The 18,975-nt window shown below is 62.9% G+C and carries 14 protein-coding genes and 2 pseudogenes; 8 read left to right on the top strand and 8 right to left on the bottom strand.

Annotation, left to right across the window (positions count from 1 at the left end):
* Positions 1–92 precede the first annotated feature (92 nt).
* Positions 93–2,759 carry a pyruvate, phosphate dikinase gene (ppdK, locus tag AC070A_RS13645; protein ID WP_113736793.1) on the bottom strand — a complete coding sequence of 889 codons (2,667 nt, stop codon included), beginning with the start codon at positions 2,757–2,759 and terminating at the stop codon, positions 93–95.
* Between the two features lie 317 nt (positions 2,760–3,076).
* Here ppdK and AC070A_RS13640 point away from each other — a divergent pair.
* From AC070A_RS13640 to AC070A_RS13620, 5 genes and pseudogenes are all read left to right on the top strand, one after another.
* A pseudogene (locus tag AC070A_RS13640) lies at positions 3,077–4,279 on the top strand (caspase family protein); the annotation flags it as partial.
* Between the two features lie 184 nt (positions 4,280–4,463).
* Positions 4,464–4,721, top strand: a pseudogene (locus AC070A_RS13635) (C-type lectin-like domain-containing protein); the annotation flags it as partial.
* A gap of 24 nt (positions 4,722–4,745) precedes the next feature.
* Positions 4,746–4,895, top strand: a complete 150-nt coding sequence (locus tag AC070A_RS13630) for a hypothetical protein (protein ID WP_218372977.1) — start codon at positions 4,746–4,748, stop codon at positions 4,893–4,895.
* 143 nt (positions 4,896–5,038) lie between these two features.
* Positions 5,039–6,760, top strand: coding sequence for a caspase family protein (locus AC070A_RS13625; RefSeq protein WP_218372961.1), 1,722 nt, complete (start codon positions 5,039–5,041; stop codon positions 6,758–6,760).
* 182 nt (positions 6,761–6,942) lie between these two features.
* Positions 6,943–8,712 carry a caspase family protein gene (locus AC070A_RS13620; protein ID WP_113736789.1) on the top strand — a complete coding sequence of 590 codons (1,770 nt, stop codon included), beginning with the start codon at positions 6,943–6,945 and terminating at the stop codon, positions 8,710–8,712.
* 4 nt (positions 8,713–8,716) lie between these two features.
* On the opposite strand, the gene smc is transcribed toward AC070A_RS13620, so the two are convergent.
* The 3 genes from smc to AC070A_RS13605 all read right to left on the bottom strand — a co-directional run bounded on the left by smc (position 8,717) and on the right by AC070A_RS13605 (position 13,733).
* Entirely contained in the window at positions 8,717–12,178 is a 3,462-nt protein-coding gene (gene smc / locus AC070A_RS13615; protein WP_113736788.1) for a chromosome segregation protein SMC, read from the bottom strand.
* Between the two features lie 105 nt (positions 12,179–12,283).
* The gene (locus tag AC070A_RS13610; protein WP_058320367.1) at positions 12,284–13,111 is read right to left on the bottom strand and encodes a DsbA family protein; all 828 of its coding nucleotides are present in this window, start codon (positions 13,109–13,111) and stop codon (positions 12,284–12,286) included.
* Positions 13,112–13,226: 115 nt separating this feature from the next.
* Positions 13,227–13,733: a DUF721 domain-containing protein gene (locus AC070A_RS13605; protein WP_057250635.1), complete on the bottom strand. Its 507-nt coding sequence runs from the start codon at positions 13,731–13,733 to the stop codon at positions 13,227–13,229.
* Between the two features lie 93 nt (positions 13,734–13,826).
* Here AC070A_RS13605 and mutY point away from each other — a divergent pair, with 93 nt between their 5' ends.
* Together mutY and AC070A_RS13595 are read left to right on the top strand one after the other, a co-directional pair.
* The gene (gene mutY, locus AC070A_RS13600) at positions 13,827–14,915 is read left to right on the top strand and encodes an A/G-specific adenine glycosylase (RefSeq protein ID WP_113736787.1); all 1,089 of its coding nucleotides are present in this window, start codon (positions 13,827–13,829) and stop codon (positions 14,913–14,915) included.
* A gap of 23 nt (positions 14,916–14,938) precedes the next feature.
* Positions 14,939–15,556: an HAD family hydrolase gene (locus AC070A_RS13595; protein WP_113736786.1), complete on the top strand. Its 618-nt coding sequence runs from the start codon at positions 14,939–14,941 to the stop codon at positions 15,554–15,556.
* 52 nt (positions 15,557–15,608) lie between these two features.
* Here AC070A_RS13595 and AC070A_RS13590 read toward each other — a convergent pair whose 3' ends face one another.
* From AC070A_RS13590 to AC070A_RS13575, 4 genes are all read right to left on the bottom strand, one after another.
* The gene (locus AC070A_RS13590) at positions 15,609–16,010 is read right to left on the bottom strand and encodes a YkvA family protein (protein WP_057250641.1); all 402 of its coding nucleotides are present in this window, start codon (positions 16,008–16,010) and stop codon (positions 15,609–15,611) included.
* A gap of 239 nt (positions 16,011–16,249) precedes the next feature.
* A complete protein-coding gene (locus tag AC070A_RS13585) occupies positions 16,250–17,380 on the bottom strand; it encodes a site-specific DNA-methyltransferase (RefSeq protein ID WP_057250643.1) in 1,131 nt (376 codons plus the stop codon).
* A gap of 135 nt (positions 17,381–17,515) precedes the next feature.
* Complete coding sequence (locus tag AC070A_RS13580) at positions 17,516–17,866, bottom strand: antibiotic biosynthesis monooxygenase family protein (RefSeq protein ID WP_112995335.1); 351 nt, start codon at positions 17,864–17,866, stop codon at positions 17,516–17,518.
* A 3-nt stretch (positions 17,867–17,869) separates the two neighbouring features.
* Complete coding sequence (locus AC070A_RS13575) at positions 17,870–18,190, bottom strand: NIPSNAP family protein (RefSeq protein WP_057250647.1); 321 nt, start codon at positions 18,188–18,190, stop codon at positions 17,870–17,872.
* A 93-nt stretch (positions 18,191–18,283) separates the two neighbouring features.
* Between AC070A_RS13575 and AC070A_RS13570 the strand changes: the two genes are divergently transcribed.
* Positions 18,284–18,964, top strand: a complete 681-nt coding sequence (locus AC070A_RS13570; RefSeq protein WP_113736785.1) for an ArsR/SmtB family transcription factor — start codon at positions 18,284–18,286, stop codon at positions 18,962–18,964.
* Positions 18,965–18,975: the final 11 nt, after the last annotated feature.

The raw sequence follows: 18,975 nt of genomic DNA, 5'->3' as shown, positions 1-18,975 counted from the left end.
GCACTATCCGCTCGCCGCTTGCAACCAGGAATGCAGGGCTCCGATAAACCGGCGTCCGCGCGTTGCATCGTTGCAACACGCAGAGGGCGCCCCTACCCCTTGCCGTTGATCGCTGCTTGGGCGGCGGCAAGACGGGCAATCGGCACGCGGAACGGCGAGCAGGAGACGTAGTCGAGACCGGCGTCCTCGCAGAAGCGGATCGAGGCCGGGTCGCCGCCATGTTCGCCGCAGATGCCGAGCTTCAGACCGTTCTTGGTCCGTCGTCCGCGTTCGGCGGCGATCTGGATCAGTTCGCCGACACCTTCGAAATCGAGCGAGACGAAGGGGTCCTGCTCGATGATGCCCTTCTGCTGGTAGGTCGCCAGGAACTGCGAGGCGTCGTCGCGCGAGATGCCGAAGGTCGTCTGCGTCAGGTCGTTGGTGCCGAAAGAGAAGAAGTCAGCCGCTTCGGCGATTACGCCGGCGCGGAGTGCTGCGCGCGGCAGTTCGATCATCGTACCCACGAGATAGTCGATGCCGATGCCGGCCTCGCCGATCACTTCCTTGGCGACCGCATCGATGCGCTCCTTGACGTAGTCAAGCTCGGCCCGGAGGCCGACCAGCGGCACCATGATTTCGGGAACGACGGCCGCGCCGGTTTCGCGGGCGGCCTCCACCGCGGCCTCGAAGATCGCGCGCGCCTGCATCTCGGCGATCTCAGGATAGGAGATTGCCAGACGGCACCCACGATGGCCGAGCATCGGGTTGAACTCGTGCAGCTCGTCGACACGCTGGCGCAGTGCCGACGGGTCGAGCGAAAGTGCGCCGGCGACATCGGCGATCTCCTCGTCGGTCTTCGGCAAGAACTCGTGCAGCGGCGGGTCGAGCAGGCGGATCGTCACCGGCAGGCCATGCATGATCGAGAACAATTCGGCGAAATCCGAGCGCTGCATCGGCAGGAGCTTGGCGAGTGCCAAGCGCCGGCCGGCCTCGTCGTCGGCGAGGATCATCTCGCGCATGACGTTGATGCGGTCATCCTCGAAGAACATGTGCTCGGTGCGGCAGAGGCCGATGCCCTCGGCGCCGAAGGAGCGCGCCGCGCGCGCATCCGCCGGGGTTTCGGCATTGGTTCTGACAGTCATGCGGCGGCTGGCATCCGCCCAGGCCATGATCTTGCCGAAGTCGCCGGAAAGCTCCGGCTGCAGCATGGCGATCGACCCTTTCAGCACCTGGCCGGACGAGCCGTCGATGGTGATGATGTCGCCCTTGCGGAGCGTCACGCTTCCGGCCGTCAGCAATTCGTTGCGAAGATCGACGCGGATGCTGCCGGCGCCGGAAACGCAAGGCGTGCCCATGCCGCGGGCAACGACAGCCGCATGGCTGGTCATGCCGCCGCGGGTCGTCAGGATGCCTTCGGCGGCGTGCATGCCGTGAATGTCTTCCGGGCTGGTCTCGACGCGCACGAGTATGACCTTGCGGCCTTCCTTGTCGGCCTGCACCGCCTCCTCGGAGGTAAAGACGATTTCACCGGTCGCAGCACCTGGCGAGGCCGGCAGGCCGGAGCCGATGATGTCGCGCCGCGCATGCGGATCGATCGTCGGATGCAGCAGCTGGTCGAGCGACGCCGGATCGATGCGGGCGACGGCCTCCTGCTCGGAAATCAGGCCCTCCTCCGCCATATCGACGGCGATCTTCAGCGCCGCCTTGGCGGTGCGCTTGCCCGAGCGCGTCTGCAGCATCCAGAGCGTGCCGCGCTCGATGGTGAATTCGAGATCCTGCATGTCGCGGTAGTGCCGCTCGAGCGTATCACAGATCGACCGAAACTCGGCGAAGGCTTCCGGCATCAGCTTTTCGAGCGACGGCTTGTCGGAACCGGAGGCGAGACGCGCGGCCTCGGTGATGTTTTGCGGCGTGCGAATGCCGGCAACAACGTCTTCGCCTTGCGCGTTGACGAGGAACTCGCCGTAGAGTTCGCTCTCGCCGGTCGACGGATTGCGGGTGAAGGCGACGCCGGTTGCCGACGAATTGCCGAGATTGCCGAAGACCATCGCCTGGACGTTGACCGCCGTGCCCCAGGCAGCCGGAATTCCGTGCAGATGACGATAGGTCACCGCGCGCGCGTTCATCCAGCTTGAGAAGACGGCGCCGATGGCGCCCCAGAGCTGTACTTCCGGATCCTGCGGAAACGGCTCGCCGAGCGCCTCTTCGATCGCTTCCTTGTAGCGGGTGATGACATGCTGCCACTCGACCGCGGAAAGCTCGGTGTCTTGCTCGTGGCCGAGCCGCGCCTTCTCATCTTCGAGGATTTCCTCGAAGACGTCGTGATCGACGCCCATGACCACGTCGCCATACATCTGAATGAAGCGGCGGTAGCTGTCCCAGGCAAAACGCGCGTCGCCGGCGTCATGACCGAGCGCGTGCACCGACTCGTCGTTGAGCCCAAGATTGAGAACCGTATCCATCATGCCCGGCATCGAGGCGCGGGCACCGGAGCGAACCGAAAGCAACAAGGGATGGCTGGTGTCGCCGAAGACGCGGCCCGTCACCTCCTCCATCCGGCGGATACCCTCGCGCACCTGATCGTGCAGGCCGTCAGGCATTTGCCTGTCGTTATCGAAGAAGTTGTTGCAGGCATCGGTGACGATGGTCAGGCCAGGCGGCACCGGCAAGCCGAGGTTGCACATCTCGGCAAGGTTTGCGCCCTTGCCACCCAACCGCTCGCGGTCACCTGCACGTCCTTCGGCCTTGCCCCCACCGAAGGTGTAAACCCATTTCGTCATGCCTGCTCTCCACCCAGATACAGTGTTTTATGACGATTTACAGTATATGCTTCATGCTGAAAATGCATCCGGCGAAGATTTATGCTGCACCGCATCATTTTCTGTAACAATGCAACATATTGGCAGGCCGAGGGGCAGAACCCGCACAACATGGGCTTTGCCTCTTCTATCGGCACCACAAATGCCCGCCAGAGGCTTGAGTGTCGACATTGCCCGATCCATTATAAAAACCTAATATAAATGCACGCGATGGGGCGCATCCAAGAATATCCCGTCATGGCGATCCGTTTCAGTCCCGTGGGCTTGGAGGGTAGGTCATGCAATGGCGTGCGAAAGTGAGATCCTGGCTCCTCTCGGTCGCGATGGTCTTGCTCGTGGTCGGGCATGGCCTCGCCGAGGAGAGCGGCAAGCGGCTTGCGCTCGTCGTCGGCATGACGAACTACGTGGCGGCAGGAACGCTGCCCAACGCCTCACGCGACGCCGAAGCATTCGGCACCTTCCTCAACGGGCAGGGATTTGAAACCGATCTTGTGCTCAACGCAGATCGCAGGGGCCTTGCGGCCGCGCTTTCAAGCTTTTCGCGCAAAATCGGCCCGGAGGATGTCGCCCTCTTCTACTACGCCGGCCATGGCATGCAGTTGCACGGCGAGAACTTTCTCATCGGCACGGATGCTAAGCTCGAGAGCGAGTTCGATGTTCCCGCCGAAACCATAGCCCTGTCCGAGATCATTACCGCGCTGGAGAAGCGTGCCCGGATATCGATGATCTTCCTCGATGCCTGCCGCAACAACCCGCTCGCCAACCGGCTGAATACCGAAGTCGAAGGCGCCACCCGCGGCGGCGCGACCAGAGGGTTGGCGCCGATCGAGACCCAGGGTGCCGGCACGCTCGTCGCCTTTGCCGCCGCGCCCGGGCAAGTGGCCGCCGATGGAACCGACGGGCACTCGCCGTTTACGCGCGCTCTGATCGCCAATCTCTCCGGCGCTGGCCTGGAGGTCGGCACTGCTTTCAAACGCGTCGTTCGCGACGTGCGCAAGGAAACGCAGGGCAAGCAGCAGCCTCAGATCCTGTCATCGCTTTCGCTCGAATTCTATTTCGGACCGGAAGCGGCCGCGCCGCAGATCCAGGCCGCCCTGCCGGCCGTTGCGGTACCGGCCATAGACCCCGAAGGACTGGAGGCCGAAGCAGATTTCAAGAAGGCCTTGAGGATCGGCACGCCTCGGATCTGGCACTTCTTCATCGAAAAGCATCGCACCGGCGAATATGCGGAACTCGCTCGCCAGACGCTGGCACAGATCGAGCCCGCGGCGGTGCGCAACCAGTCTCATCTGCCACAATCCGTCGAAGCACGGCTGTTGCCGGACAAAGACAAGCGGCGAAACGTCCAGCTCGCACTTGCCGCCCAGGGATTTGCGGCGGGCACGGCCGATGGCGTTTTCGGTGGACAGACGCGCGAAGCGATCAAACTCTTCCAAAGCACCAACCGCCAGCCGGCGAGCGGTTTCATTACCGAGCGCACCGCAGCAGCCCTCGGCATCAAGGTCAACGACAGCGCGGAAGGCATCTACAGCGCGACCAAAGCCCGACGCTACGATGTTGCCAACCTCGAAGGTCTCGAAACCGATAAACGTGTTCTGGAGGCTTTAACCTGCCTGCGCCACTTCGATACCGTATACGGCGCGTTCGGCGGGCATCAATGTCGCCGTGCAAACGGGTACGATTCTGGCAGTTTACGCGCGCGGGATAGCCAGCGGTTGCGGCGCGCATCTTGCGGCGATTTCCTCTCAAGAAGAGAACACTTTCGTCGCCTCGCTTTTCAACGCCGACCAAAGGTTCTTCCAGACGGGCTACGATCCCACCGGAAACGTCAGCTACAAGATGGGCCCATGGATCGGCCTTACGCAAGATCCACAGGGCAAGGAGCCCAAGGGCGGCTGGCACTGGGATAATGGCAAGCCTCTGACCTACACGAAATGGTTCCAGGACATGCCGAACGAGGGCAAGAAGGGCGACGATATCGGCATGTACTACGCGCACCGCAACGGCAGAGCCGACACGAAGTCCGTCTATGTCGACACCTGGGACGATATGGGGCCAACCGACGGAACGGGCGGTCTCATTCTCGAATTCGAGTGACCGCCTGGACCACCGCGCAGGTCGGCACGCCCGCATAACTGGATAAATCACAATTATCTAATATAATTCACGCGATGGGGACGCATCCATGAATATCCCGTCATGGCAATCCGTTTCAGTCTCGAGGGCTCGGAGGGTAGGTCATGAAATGGCGTGCGGATCTGAGATTTTGGCTCCTCTCGGCGCTGATGGTCCTATTTGCTGCAGGGAACGCTCTTGCCGAAGGAAGTGGCAAACGGCTGGCGCTGATCGTCGGCATGAGCAACTACGTCGTTGCCGGAACGCTGCCCAATGCCTCACGTGATGCCGAAGCGTTTGACGCCTTCCTCAAGGGCCAGGGATTTGAAACCGACCTCGTGCTCAACGCGGATCGCAAGGGTCTCGCCGGCGCGCTTTCAAACTTTTCGCGCAAGATCGGGCCTGAAGACACAGCCCTGTTCTACTACGCCGGGCACGGCATGCAGCTGCGCGGCGAAAACTTCCTCGTCGGGACCGATGCAAAGCTTGAGAGCGAATTCGACGTCCCGGCCGAAACCGTAGCGCTTTCCGAGATCATCAATGCACTGGAGAAACGTGCCAGGATATCGATGGTCTTCCTCGACGCCTGCCGCAACAACCCACTCGCCGAAAGACTCACGCGCGAAGTTGAGGGTGCCACCCGCGGCGGCGCAACCAGAGGATTGGCGCCGATCGAGACCCAGGGTGGCGGAACGCTCGTCGCCTTCGCCGCCGCCCCTGGCCAGGTCGCAGCCGACGGAACCGACGGACATTCGCCGTTCACCCGCGCGCTGATCGCCAATCTCTCCGGCGCTGGCCTTGAGGTCGGCACCGCTTTCAAGCGGGTCGTTCGCGACGTGCGCAAGGAAACGCAGGGCAAACAGCAGCCGCAAATCCTGTCCTCCCTGTCGCTGGAATTCTACTTCGGGCCGGAGATGATAGTGCCGCATACCAATGCCACCCTGCCTGCAATACAGGCACCGGCAGTCGACCCGGCTGCGCTTGGGGCGGAAGCGGATTTCAAGAAGGCCCTGAGGATCGGCACGCCACGGATCTGGCACTTCTTCGTCGAAAAGCACCGCACCGGCGAGTATGCGCAACTCGCGCGCCAGACACTGGCACAGATCGAACCCGCAGCGGTGCGCAACCAGTCGCATCTTCCGCTGTCGGTAGAAGCGCGGCTCTTGCCGGACAAGCAACAGCGCAAAAACGTCCAGCTAGCACTCGCAGCCAAGGGCTTTGCATCCGGCGTGGCCGACGGCGTTTTCGGCGGACAGACACGCGAAGCGATCAAACGCTTCCAAAGCACCAACCGTCAGCCGGCGAGTGGTTTCATCACCGAGCTCACTGCAGCAGCCCTTGGCATAAAGGTCAACGACAGGGCAGAGGGCATATACAGTTCAACGACGGCGCGAATCTATGACATCGACGACCTTACCGGGCTCGAAACAGACGAGCGTGTCCTTGCCGCCATCAAATGCCTGGGTCACGAGCCGTCCGTCTATGGTGCTTTCGGGGGCCATCTCTATGTCGTGGCACGAACGGGGTCGACTCGCGCACCCTATGCCGAAACCGTCGCCAAGAACTGCGGCACATATCTTGCCTCGATCACATCGGACGCGGAAAATGCCTTTATCGCATCGCTGTTTAACGCCGACCCGGGCTTTTTCGATATGGGCTACTACGCTCCGGACAAGCTACAAAATCGGGCCGTGGATTGGCCTGGTTCAGGACCCGCAAGGCAAAGAGCCAAAAGGCGGCTGGCACTGGGACAGCGGCGAGGCGATGACTTACACAAAATGGGTCCCAGGCGCGCCATACGAATTCAAGCCGGGCGCCGATTCCGCGATGTATTTTACCCAGCGTGACGGCCGGCAAGACATGAGGAGTACCTACCTCAACACGTGGCAAGACATGGGGCTCATCAACATGTCCCCGAGCCTCGTTCTTGAATTTGAGTAGTCACGCATATCGATTCCGGCGATGGGGTGCATTCAAGAATGTCCCGTCATGGCAATCCGTTCAGGCTCAGAGGCTCGGAGGGTAGGTCATGAAATGGCGTACAAAACTCACGTCCTGGGTCTCCTCGGCCCTGATCGTCCTGCTTGCAGTCGGGCACGCCCTCGCCGAGGAGGACGGCAAACGGTTGGCGCTGATCGTCGGCATGAGCAACTACGTCGTTGCAGGTATTCTGCCCAATGCTTCGCGCGACGCCGAAGCGTTCAAGACCTTCCTCGATGACCAGGGCTTTGAGGCCGACCTCGTGCTCAATACAAATCGCAGGGGTCTCGCCGAGGCGCTTGCGCGCTTTTCGCGCAAGATCGGCCCCAAAGACGTTGCACTGTTTTACTACGCCGGACATGGCATGCAGCTGCACGGCGATAATTTCCTTGTCGCAACCGATGCGAGGCTCGAAAGCGAATTCGACGTGCCAGCCGAAACCATGGCACTCTCCGAAATTGTCAACGCGTTGGAAAAGCGTGCGAAGATCTCGCTGATCTTCCTCGATGCCTGCCGCAACAATCCGCTCGCAGACCGGCTCAATCGCGAAGTGGAGGGCGCAAGCCGCGGTGGCGCCATCAGGGGGCTCGCACCGATTGACACACAGGGTGCAGGCACGCTCGTGGCCTTTGCCGCGGCACCCGGACAGGTCGCCGCAGACGGCACCGACGGGCACTCCCCCTTTACCCGTGCGCTGATCGCCAATCTCTCCGGCCCTGGCCTTGAAATCGGCACGGCCTTCAAGCGCGTGATCCGGGAAGTACGCTCAGAGACGGACGGGAAACAGTCACCGCAGATTCTGTCTTCGCTCGATCTGGAGTTCTATCTCGGCCGCGACACAGCCGTTAGAGAGCCTGCCCATTCGGCGGCGACCACCGTGGATCTCGCCGCGCTCGACTTTGGCAAGGCGATGCGTGTCGACACCATTCGAACCTGGAAACGCTTCATCGCCAAACATGGCAGCGGCAGCTACGCCGACGCAGCCCGCCAATCCGTTCGGCGTCTCGGAGCAATTGACGACCTGCGGTCGCCATTGGTAGCGATGGCGCAGGAACAAAAGGTGTTCGACAGCAGGGAAAAGCGTTCAAGCGCGCAAGAGGCATTGCGCAGCGAAGGGTTCGATACGGGCCAGACAGACGGGACCTTCGGTGGCCAGACGCGCCGGGCGGTAACCTCGTTTCAGACAGCCCGCGGTCTGACGCAATCCGGATTTCTCGACCAGGAGACCAGCGCCGCCCGGTGCCTGGGATTTGCTCGCGTCGACCACCAAATCCTCTCGGCTGCAATCGCACGCCGCTATGATGCCGCCGATCTCGAGGGGCTTGAGGATGCGGCAGTGGTGGCCATGGTGCGTTGCCTGTCGCCGTTGTCCTTGACCTACGGCATGTTCGACGGGCGCCTCTACGCGGCCGCCTACAATGCGCAGCAGATCAGCTGGCAGGAAGCCAAGGCGACTGCCGAACGCTGCGGCGGTCACCTTGCCACGATTGAATCCAGTGACGAAAATGCGTTCGTCGCCTCGCTGGTAAACACGGACGCCAGGTTCTTCAACAGCCTGTTCGAAGGCGGGGAACATCGCCGCGTCGGACCCTGGCTCGGGCTCGTCAACGAGAACGGCATCGGCGACGCATGGACCTGGGTGACGGGCGCCGTTGTCACCTACAGCAGGTGGTTCAGGCGACCGCCGGAGAAGGCAGGCGCTGCGACGCTATATGCGGCATATCGCGCAAACAAAGTCCCCCTGGCCGCTTACATCGATACCTGGGGAGCGCGCGATGCATTGCGGCCGGTGCCGGGGTTCATCACCGAATTCGAGTGAGTGGCTACACCACTTCCCTCAACCGCTCTGCCGTCTGCAGGTCGACGGAGACGAGTTGGGACACGCCCTGCTCGGCCATGGTCACGCCGAAGAGGCGGTTCATGCGGGCCATGGTGATCGGGTTGTGGGTGATGATGATGAAGCGGGTCTCGGTCGAGGCCGCCATCTCGTCCATCAGGTTGCAGTAGCGCTCGACATTGTGATCGTCGAGCGGTGCATCCACTTCGTCGAGCACGCAGATCGGCGCCGGATTGGTGAGGAATACCGCAAAGATCAGCGCCATCGCCGTCAGCGCCTGCTCACCGCCCGAAAGCAGCGTCATGGTCTGCGGCTTCTTGCCCGGCGGGCGAGCGAGGATTTCCAGGCCTGCCTCCAGCGGATCGTCGCTCTCGATCAGTTGCAGCTCGGCGGTGCCGCCGCCGAAGAGGTGGGTGAAGAGCCGCTGGAACTGCACGTTGACCACATCAAACGCGGCGATCAGGCGCTCGCGGCCCTCGCGGTTCAGGTTCTGGATGGCGCTCCTGAGCTTGCGGATCGCCTCGATGACGTCGTCGCGCTCCCTAAGGAGAAGAGCAAGCTTTTCGGAAAGCTCCTTCTGCTCCTCTTCTGCGCGCAGGTTGACGGCGCCAAGCCGTTCGCGTTCGATCTTCAGCCGTTCGAGTTCGCGCTCGATGTTGCGCATGTCCGGCAACGCCGCATCGACAGCGAGCCCGGTCAGGCGCATCACCTCGTGCGGCGCACAGGAGAGCGCTTCCTGGATGCGCGCTTCGATTTCGACACGGCGCTCACGGGCCGAAACCAGCCGCTCCTCTGCGCGGCCACGCTTCTCGCGCGATTCCGCCAGCTCGGAGAGCGCCGTCGCCGCCAGCCGATCCGCCTCGCGCTGGTGATTTTCGGCCTCGGCGAGAAGGTCGGCCGCCTCGCGCCGTGCCGCTTCGGCCTTCTGCAATTCGTTCATCAACGCACGGCGCTTGTCGTCGAACTCGTCGGGCGCGTCGATCAGTTCCTCCACTTCGTCGCGGGCTTCCGCTTCGCGGTCACGCAGCGTGGAGATATGCTCTTCGGCGCTCGCGGCGCGCGCCTTCCAGGTCTGGCGCTCGTTGGTTATCGCGGTGATGCGCCGCTGGCGGGCCTCGTTCTCGCGCGCCAGACCGTCATGTGCGGCACGGGCCTCGGCAACGGCGGCGCGATCGGCGGCGACATCGGCCGTCTGGGTGCGCAGTTTCAATTCGAGTTCGGAGAGATCGGGCGCATCCGCCAGTGCGTCGTTGGCCGTCTCGATCTGCTCGGCCACTTCCTCGACCTGGACCTCGATCTGGCTGCGCGTTTCCGCCAACACCGCACGGCGGCGAGCAAGATCGCCGGAGGCGCGCTCGGCGGCAGCAAGGGCGTCACGGGCTTCAGCGAGTTGCCGCGTGATCATGCGCTGCGCATCGCGCGCAAGCCTCAGTCTTTCGTCTTCGGCGCGGATGCGCGTACCGGCGGCCGCGAGTTCGGCCTCGGCGCGACGCAGCGCCTCTGCTGCGCCCTCGGCTTCGGCATCGAGTTCTGCCAGCCGGTTCTTCTGGGCCAGTCGCAGGGCGGCCGCACTCGGCGCCTCGGAGCCGGTCACGTGCCCGTCCCAGCGCCAGACGGAGCCCTGCTTGGTGACGAGGCTCTGGCCCGGCTTCAACAGCGGCAGCAGCCGTTCCGCGTCCGCTTCGCTTGCGACAATGCCGATCTGCTTCAGCGCGCGGGTCAGCGCATCCGGTGCTTTCACGTGCGCAATCAGCGACGTAACGCCCTCCGGCAGGCCGGCGTCGCCGGCATGATCTCCCGGGGCGCGCCAATGGGCCGGCGCGTCCGTTTCGAGCGGTGAATCGAGATCGTCGCCAAGGGCTGCGCCGAGCGCGATTTCGAAGCCTCGGTCGACCTTCATCTCCTCGACGACGGCGGGATAGGTGCCGCCCGATGCCGCTTCCAGCATCCGCCGGATCGTGCGCGCTTCGGTTTCGATGCCGTTGAGAGTAGCGCGTGAACGATCAACAGGCGGACGCGCCTCGACCTCGGCGCGGCGCGCCTCTGCCAGAGCCTCCTCGATCGCAAGCACATTGATTTCCGCTTCTTCGAGCGCGGCCTCGGCAACCTCGACTTGGCCCTGTTTCTCATGCGGATCGGGAAGTGCGGCCATCTGCCGGTTTAGCTCGTCGAGATCGCGCGACTGATCGGCGAGCTGACGCGCAAGCCGGGCCTGGCGCTCCGAGAGATCGCGCAGCGTGCGCTCGAGCTGGTTGCGACCGGCCTGTGCCTCGGCACGTTCGGCCGTCAGCCGCGCCAACAGCGCTTCGTTGCCGGCAAGCTTTTCGTTCGCCTCTTCCAGCCGCTCGCGTGCTTCCGTCGCACGGTCATCGGCCTCGGCCAGCATGTCGCTGAGTTCGGCTTCTTCTTCGTCGAGCCGCGCCAGGATGCCGGCATTGTCGACGACAAGCCTCTCTTCGCGGGCGATGTCTTCGGCAAGCTGCGCCAGACGGCGCTGCAACTCGTCGCGCCGCCTGAGGATACGGCCGGCATCCTCTTCAAGCTGCGAGCGGGCGATCTGCAGGCGTTGCAAGGCGGCGGCGAACCGCGCCTCGTTCTCGCGCAACTCCGGCAGCTTCAGGCTGGCAATCGCCTGATCCTTCGCCGCCTGCATCTGCGCTTGCGCCTTTTCCGCGACCAGCGCCGTGATCTGATTGAGCTGGCTCGTCGCCTCGGCCTCCGCCTCCTTGGCGTGCACCCAGCGGATATGGAACAGGATCGCCTCGTGCTTGCGGATATCGGCCGAAAGCATCTTGAAGCGATTGGCCTGACGCGACTGGCGCTTGAGGCTCTCGATCTGGCTTTCGAGCTGCGAGGTTACGTCGTCGAGGCGTTCAAGGTTGGTTTCCGCTGCCCGGAGGCGCAGTTCCGCCTCATGGCGGCGCGAGTGCAGTCCGGAAATGCCGGCTGCTTCTTCGAGGAGTTGCCGACGCGCCTGCGGTTTGGCGGCGATCAGCTCGCCGATACGCCCCTGCCCGACCATCGACGGCGAGCGCGCGCCCGTGGAGGCGTCGGCAAAGAGGAGCTGCACATCCTTGGCGCGCGCCTCCTTGCCGTTGATGCGGTAGACGGAGCCCTGTTCGCGCTCGATGCGGCGCGTCACCTGGATCTCGTCACTGTCGTTGAAGGCGGCCGGTGCCGTGCGATCGCCGTTGTCGAGATAGAGGCCGACTTCCGCCGTGTTGCGCGCCGGACGGTTGCCGGATCCGGAAAAGATCACGTCGTCCATGCCGGAGGCGCGCATGTTCTTGTAGGAGTTTTCCCCCATCACCCAGCGCAGCGCTTCGACGAGGTTCGACTTGCCGCAACCATTCGGTCCTACGACGCCGGTCAGGCCCCGCTCGATGATGAACTCGGTCGGTTCGACGAAGGATTTGAAGCCAAGCAGGCGGAGCTTGTTGAACTTCATGCGGGCGACGCTGGGGCGACGAGATACCCCCCTCTACAGCGCCGCGAAACGAAAAAAACGGGCGCACGGCTGCTGCCGTCGCCCGTTTTCAGGAAAAGCGAAGGATCAGAGCTTGCTGTCGATGAGGGCCGACATAACGTCAACCGACATGTCCCCCGAATAGTGCTCACCATTGACGAAGAAGGTCGGCGTCGACTGTACGCCGAAATCCTTTGCGCCCCGCTGCATGACAGAGTTCACATCATCCAGAAGTTTTTGGTTCGTCAAGCAGGCCTCGAAGCTCTCCTGTGTAAAACCGGCGAGTTTGGACATTTGCAGCAGCGCATCACGGCCGTTCTGGGCCGCGGCCCACTGCTGCTGCTGCTTGAAGAGCATGGAGATCATCGGGAAATACTGGCCTTCCGGCGCGCAACGCGCCAGCATGAAGGCGGCGGCCGCGCGCGGATCGAACGGGAATTCGCGCACGATGAAGCGGACCTTGCCGCTGTCGATGTACTTCGTCTTGATCGCTTCGAACGTGTTGTTGTGGAAGGCCGCGCAGTGCGGGCAGGTCATCGACATGTATTCGACGATGGTGACCGGCGCATTGGCTTCGCCCAGCGCCATTTCCGGCAGGACGCCCGGCTCGAGCAGCTTTGCCTGATCGACCGAGCCTTCCGAAGAAGGAAGCTCGACCTTCACGGGAGCGGCGGTCGACTGGGCGACTTCGGTGCCTGCAGCCGGCTTTGCTTCGGTGCTTGCAGGGGCCGCGGCCGTCGATGCCGTGGTGATGGCGTCCGTAGCGGGATTTGCCGCCGTCTCGCTCGCCTCGGTCGGCGCGGTTGATGCCGTTTCCTTCTTTTCGTCGCTGCAGGCAGCAAGCACCAGGGCGACGGTTGCGATGGCGGCACCGCTAAGCAGGCGTTTCGTAAGGTTCATTGCGGAAGCGGACATGAATTTGACCCGTGTTCGGAGGGATTTATGGTGTGGATTCGATATCTTGCTGCGCGCGGGGCGGCAAGTGGCCGGTCGTCAACAGAATTCAAAGAATTGTGACCGGCTGATGGCCCTACCGCCGACGCGGCGCGAGCACGGCCGTCCCAAGCCGACGCAAAGCCGCCTTCAGTTCTTCGCTCTCTATGCCCTCGACCATCGCTTCCAGCCGGCGCGCGGGCTCGCCCGAAAGTGGCTTCGGCTTGCCACGGTGTTTGTGCTGCGGCGACACGGGCTTCTGAACGATGCGCAGTTGGCCGATGGCATAGAAACCGAAGAAACCGTTGATGCGCTGGATCAGTTCGCCCTGGGCATGGGTCAGGAAGAGCGCACGTGCGCCTTCACAAGCGACCGTCAACACGCCCGGCTGGTAGCCGCCCTCACCCGAGATTTCCGAGGCGCGGCGCGGCCAGGCGATCTTCTCCGGCCGCGTGCAATCGGCGAAGCCTTCCCCGGCAATTTCGTCCCAGGAGCCGAGCAGCATGGTGTTGATGCCTGCCCGCTTGGCGAGGACGGGGTCGATCAGGCCGTTGGCGACTTCGCTGATCTGGACGACACCCTTGCGGGGCTTCTGCTCACTCACGAAAGCGACTTTCTGTATGCAACGTCGATTGAGCCTTGATGCCGCGGCTCCGCTTCGCCAAGTATAGGCCGGAAAGAGAACTCCCGGCAAATCATGCACGATTCAATCCCAGCGGCCGACGCCGCTCCCCTACTTTTGGAATGGTACGACAGGCACCACCGCGACCTGCCCTGGCGGGTCTCTCCGCCTATGGCGAGCCGAGGGATCGTTGCCGATCCCTATCACGTCTGGCTGTCGGAGGTCATGCTGCAGCAGACGACGGTCCAGGCAGTGAAGGCCTATTTCGAGAAGTTCCTGTCGCTGTGGCCGACAGTCGAGGACCTGGCGCGCGCCGAGAACGAGGACGTGATGAAGGCCTGGGCCGGGCTCGGCTATTATGCCCGTGCCCGCAACCTGAAGAAATGTGCCGAAGCCGTCGCGAACAGTCACGGTGGCCGTTTTCCCGACACGGAAGACGGGCTGAAATCCCTTCCGGGCATCGGCGATTACACCGCAGCCGCGATCGCGGCGATTGCCTTCAATCGCAAGAGCGCCGTACTCGACGGAAATGTCGAGCGGGTGATCTCGCGCCTCTATGCGATCGAAGCGCCCCTGCCGGCAGCGAAGCCCGAAATGCGGGCGCGCGTCGCCATCCTCACGCCTGATGATCGTCCGGGCGATTTCGCCCAGGCGATGATGGATCTCGGCGCAACGATCTGCACGCCGAAGCGCCCTGCCTGCTCGCTCTGTCCCTTCCGTGCGCACTGTCGCGCGCTCTCGGTTGCCGATCCCGAGACCTTTCCGCGCAAGGCGCAGAAGAAGGACAAACCGCTTCGGCGCGGCGCGGCCTTCGTCGCGATCGACGCCGACAATGCCGTCTATCTGCGCAAGCGGGTCGAAACCGGCCTTCTTGGCGGCATGACCGAGGTGCCCGGCACCGACTGGACATCGCGACAGGACGGCGACACCTCGCTCGCCTCCCAACCCTTCGTTGCGCCCTGGGAAGACTGCGGAACCATCAGCCACGTCTTCACACATTTCGAGTTGCGTCTCTCCGTCTACCGCGCCAATGTCGCGCGCGCCGGAACGGAGGGCGACGGCTGGTGGGAACCGGTTCACTCCCTCACGGCCCAGGCGCTGCCGACGGTCATGAAAAAGGCGATCACTCAGGCGATCCCTGACGCCTTCAAGGCTGAACGCTGAAAGATCGAGCAAGGAATGCAGTTATGAGCAGCATCGATATTCGCCATATCGTCTTCGACATCGGCAAGGTGCTGATCCACTACGACCCCAACCTGCCCTACAGCCGCATCATTCCCGACGAGGCGGAGCGCGAATGGTTCTTCGCCAATGTCTGCACCCATGACTGGAACATCGAGCAGGACCGTGGCCGCCCCTGGGAGGAAGCCGAAGCGCTTTTGATGAAAGACCATCCGGAACGCGAAGAGCAGATCCGTGCGTTCCGCAAGCATTGGCAGGAGATGGTCCCGCACGCCTATGTCGAAACGGTCTCGCTGCTGGAGCGGCTGATCGCCGAAGGGCGCGACGTGACCATGCTGACCAATTTCGCCTCTGATACGTTCCGCGAGGCCCAGCAGCTCTATCCCTTCCTGACCTTGCCGCGCGGCGTCACGGTTTCGGGCGACGTGAAGCTAATCAAACCCGATATTGCCATCTACGAGACGCACACCCGCACCTTCGGGCTTACCCCCTCGGCCACGCTCTTCATCGACGACAGCGTGCCGAATGTCGAAGCCGCACGGCTCGCCGGCTGGCATGCGGTACACTTCGTCGATCCGGAGAAACTGAAGGCCGACCTCGTCGCCTACGGCATCCATCCCTGACGCAGGCCGTCTCGCCGAAAACCAGCCGATGGCCAGCTAAGTTGCGGTATCGTCAGCTTTCGGCTGAAACCATGCGCCACACCACCCAGCCAGCAAGCGCTGCGACCACCAGCCAGATGCATAGGATCGCGACCAGACCGCCGCGGCTGGACGGGCGCCCCTCCTGTGCCGTCGCCCGCTCCCGAAATTCGTGCATCAGCGCCGGCGGCACGAGACGCACCGCCAACAGGATGCCGAGCGGAACGATGACCAGATCATCAAGGTAGCCGAGCACCGGAATGAAATCGGGGATCAAGTCGACCGGCGACAGCGCATAGGCCGCCACGGCGCCGGCAACGAATTTCGCTGAAAGCGGCGTTCGAGGATCTCGTGCAGCGAACCAGAGTGCTACGACGTCGCGTTTGATTTGACGCGCCCATTGCTTCACGCGCTTGAGTCGATCGGGAGAGGTCATGCGGAAGGCACCCCATGTTCGGGTGAAGACTGGTTTCTCCGAACCCTAATTCCGGACGCAAGGACTGGCAATCAGGCGAAGCTTCGTTGCCTATCGCGTCAACCCGGCAAGCGTACCGGGAACATACAAATGCCCGGAATCCCCTTGTGAGGATTCCGGGCATTTAAAGCACTCCTTCCGGGACTGAAGGTACAAAAACCGGTCGGAGCGCTTTTCGAAGGATCCGGCGAACTGGTTGATCAGTTCAGCTTTGCCAGATCATTTCGAATGACGGTTCTGAGTTCGTCGATGGGCTTCAGGGTGTTCCCGTCTTCGAAGTGCCAGAATGTCCATCCGTTGCATGCATCAAGCCCCTGGACCTTGGCGCCCAGGCGGTGAATTGAGCCGGCCTCGCCGCCGGAAGCGACCGTGCCGTCGGCGCGGACGATCGCGCTGTAGCGGCGCTTGGCGTCCGTGAGCACCGTGCCGGGCTTGATCAGCCCGCTTTCGATCAGCGTGTTGAAGGCGACACGCGGTTCGGCCTTCTTGCCGGTCATCACCGACAGCATGGCCTTGCCGAGCGGTTCGACCGCGTCGATGCGTGCCGATGCCGCGTCGATATAATCCTGCTCGCGCTCGATGCCGACGAAATGGCGGCCGAGGCGCTTGGCGACGGCACCGGTCGTGCCGGAGCCGAAGAAGGGATCGAGCACGACGTCGCCAGGCTTGGTGGAGGCCATGAGGATACGGGCGAGCAGTGCTTCCGGCTTCTGCGTCGGATGCACCTTCTTGCCGTCGTCGCCCTTCAGGCGCTCGTGACCGGAGCAGATCGGAAACAGCCAGTCGGAGCGCATCTGCACGTCGTCATTGGCCGCCTTCATCGCATCGTAGTTGAAGGTGTAGCCCTTGGCATTTGCGTTCGGCGTCGCCCAGATCAGCGTTTCATGGGCGTTCTGGAACCGGCGACCCTTGAAGTTCGGCATCGGGTTGGTCTTGCGCCAGATGATATCGTTGAGGATCCAGAAGTGCAGGTCCTGCAGGATGGCGCCGACGCGGAAGATGTTGTGGTAGGAGCCGATGACCCAGAGCGTGCCGGTCGGCTTCAGCACGCGGCGGCAGGCGAGCAGCCAGGCGCGGGTGAAGGCGTCATAGGCCTCGAAGGAGGCGAACTGATCCCATTCGTCATCGACCGCATCGACCACCGACTGATCGGGACGGGTCAGCATGCCGCCGAGCTGGAGGTTGTAGGGCGGGTCGGCGAAAACGACGTCGACCGAATTGTCGGGAAGCGCATTGAGCGCCGCAACGCAGTCACCCTTGATGATGCTGTCGAGCCAGCCCAGCGGGCGGGTGGAACGGGAGACTTCGGCAAGCGAAACAACTGAAGACATGGACAACTCGCAAATACGCTTACTCGGAACGGACTATGGAGCTTATGGTTACCGAAGATGGTTACCAAAGCCTGAAGGCCGTTCCGAAAAAGTTCGTATTCACGCCATGTTAGTGAGAACTTTTGCAGCGGCGTTTCATTTGGCGTCGTGAAAGGTGCGGCTGTCGGCCGGCGCTTCACGGCGCTCGTTCAGCCCGTAATCACGGATGACGGAGGCGATGCGCAGGCGATAGTCGGCAAAGACGCCATGGCGTCCCGCATCCTGCGCAGCGCGATGTTCGGCGCCGTTCCGCCAAGCCTTCACCGCCTCCTCGTCGCGCCAGAAGGATAGGGACAGCACCTTGTCGGGATTGGCGAGACTCTGGAACCGCTCGATCGAGATGAAACCATCGATGTCGTCGAGCAGTGGGCGCAGATCGGCGGCAATGCCGAGATAGGTGTCGCGACAACCCTCGGCCGGCAGGACTTCGAAGATGACGGCAATCATGTTTCACTTACCTCCGGCAGGCATAGATACGTTCTTCAGGAAGATTCGCTCCTCCTTCAGGATAAACCGCTCGCGGCGGGAAAAGGCGTAATTCTCTCGGCCGAGCGGATCGGCGGCAAGCCGGGCGCGATAGGCCTCGTAAGCCGCGAGGCTCTCGATGTTGTAGACCCCGTAGGCCGTTGTCGCCGAACCCTCGTGTGGTCCGAAATAGCCGATGAGATCAGCGCCGCAGCGCGGGATCGCCTCGCCCCAGTTGCGCGAATAGGTGGCGAACTCCTCCTTCTTGAAGGGATCGATTTCGTAGCGGATGAAGCAGGTGATCATCGTCGTCTCCTTGTGGCCACGGCATTTTGCGGGCCTTCGATGAGTGGAGTATGCCCGCTTGTTCGATAGGGATGCTTCGACTACGATCGAAGTATGAAGGAAGGTCCTGACATCGCTCTCATCGGATCGCTGATCGGCGATCCCGCCCGCGCCAACATGCTGACGGCGCTGATGGCCGGCCGTGCCCTGACGGCGACCGAACTTGCGACCCACGCCGGCATCACGCTGCAGACCGCCAGTTCCCACCTTTCCAAACTCGAAGCCGGTGGCCTGCTCACCCAGCGCAAGCAGGGACGGCACCGCTATTTCCAACTCGCGGAAGACGAAGTCGGGCTGATGCTCGAGAACCTGATGGGTTTTGCCGCCAGCCGCGGCATGAACCGCCATCGACCAGGCCCGAAGGATCCGGCGCTCCGGAAGGCGCGCGTCTGCTACAACCATCTCGCCGGCGACTATGGCGTACGCATGTATGACCGCCTGATTGCCGAGAAGCAGATCGAGATCACCGGTGACGACCTGGCGCTGACGCCGGCCGGCCAGAGCCGGATCGAGGCGCTCGGCATCGACTATGCGGCACTGAAAAAATCTCGCCGGCCGATCTGCCGCACCTGTCTCGACTGGAGCGAGCGTCGCTCGCATCTCGCGGGATCTCTGGGCGAAGCGCTGCTGACGCTGTTCATCGACAAGGGCTGGGCAAAACGCGAGGCCAACAGCCGCGCCATCCGCTTTACGGCCAATGGCGACAAGGCGTTTTCGGAGCTGTTCCCGCAGTAGTGGCTGCGCGT

This window comes from Ensifer sp. GW101-20A05, from assembly GCF_059424735.1.
This window is presented reverse-complemented; position numbering and strand designations above follow the sequence as displayed.